We start from the raw sequence: 1,572 nt of genomic DNA on the forward strand, positions 1-1,572 counted from the left end.
TTTGTACCAAGCGATGTACTACAAGAAGGATAATGCAAGGTTTTTGAAAGTCCCAATCCTATTTTCTTGCACTAACATCGGACTTTAACAGGTCAAAAGCTTTATTTTAAAAGGGTTTTACCATTATTCAGCAAGCCCTAATTAGGTAGGCGTTAAAAATTATCAGACACCCCCCTTATCAATGGTAGGGTTGATTCATGAATCAACCCTACCTTATCAAGGGGGGCAGGGGGGATCGAACCTAAAATCCATTTTTAATTTAATTATAACCAGCTACTTAATAGCCACAAAAATATCACTTCTTGAGGTTTTTTCCTGTTTAAAACACCGAACAAATTTAACCACTGAATCACCAAAGTCTGCTGAAGCTTTTACCCTCTATATATTTGCTAAATAAAAAAATCATCTATTTTTAGGGCAAGGTAAAAGCAGCAATTACGGGATAATGATCGGAAGGAATAAGATTCAACCAACGGGAAGGATCGACTTTTGCCCAATCTAACTGTAAACGGTTATCATAATAAATTGTATCGATGGCTAAATAAGGGGTATCGGTGTAATTATTAAAGCTCATTTGTTCGGCTAATTCCAAATCGGCTAAAGCATCCTTTAATCTAATTTCTGACTGGAGAGGTTGAGTTAAAATCTGACGGGGTAATCGTTGAGAATTAACATTAAAATCACCCGTTAAAAATAGGTAATCTTTTGTTAAATCTAGTTGACAAAAATGCTCCTGTATGCACTTAGCACCTAAGTCCTTAGCTTTGTCGCTATAGTAATCGAGATGGGTATTATAAAACTGCAAAGTTTGCCCCTCAAGAGTGCGAAATTTAGCCCCCGTTACCATGCGGGGATAAGGATTACCCCAAGCTTCAGTGATACTGCCAACAATATCGGGAGTTTCTGATAGCCAAAATTCGTATATTTCCAAACATTTTAACCGATTTGGTTGATATAAAATCGCACAATGTTCATCTAATCCTGTCCCCCTGCGATCACTGCCTAAACTTTGATATTTTGGCAATAAACGGTGTAGATCCAATAATTGATTAGCGCGAGCTTCCTGAGTACCAATTATATCGGGAGAATAGTGAGCAATTAGAGCCGCTACTGCTTCCCTTCTTACTCGCCAATTACGCTCATCAGGATCGGGTTTATCGTAGCGAATATTAAAGGACATTGCTGTTAGTTTCATAGGAAAATGGAGAATGAGGAAGGGAATCGGGAGTGGGAAGTGGGGAAGTGGGGAAGTGGGAAGTGGGGAAGTGGGGAAGTGGGGAAGTGGGAAGTGGGGAAGTGGGGAAGTGGGGAAGTGGGGAAGCTGTCTCATCACCCTATCACCCCAAAACCCTATCACCCTATCACCCTATCTCCTGAATACTGAATACTGACTCCTGACTCCGGTTCTTCGCTACTTGGTATGGTTCGATAGGGGGGCATAAATCGACTAAATCCTTATCTGGCAAGAGACTTAATTGATTAGTTCGCTCTAGAGCAAAAACAATTGACAAAAATCGCATCAATGTCCTTCTCTATAAGGGTTTCATCCCTTATAACTCCGTCCATTGCATA

2 protein-coding genes are annotated in these 1,572 nt (G+C 40.2%); both read right to left on the reverse strand.

Annotation, left to right across the window (positions count from 1 at the left end):
- Window positions 1–412: 412 nt before the first annotated feature.
- Complete coding sequence (locus tag O9332_RS06750) at window positions 413–1,195, reverse strand: endonuclease/exonuclease/phosphatase family protein (protein ID WP_002759499.1); 783 nt, start codon at window positions 1,193–1,195, stop codon at window positions 413–415.
- Window positions 1,196–1,361: 166 nt separating this feature from the next.
- On the reverse strand, window positions 1,362–1,511 hold the full coding sequence (locus O9332_RS06755) for a hypothetical protein (RefSeq protein WP_288024433.1): 150 nt from the start codon (window positions 1,509–1,511) through the stop codon (window positions 1,362–1,364).
- Window positions 1,512–1,572 lie beyond the last annotated feature (61 nt).

This window comes from Microcystis sp. LE19-10.1B, from assembly GCF_027530565.1.
In the GTDB taxonomy this organism is placed as follows: Bacteria; Cyanobacteriota; Cyanobacteriia; order Cyanobacteriales; family Microcystaceae; genus Microcystis; species Microcystis aeruginosa.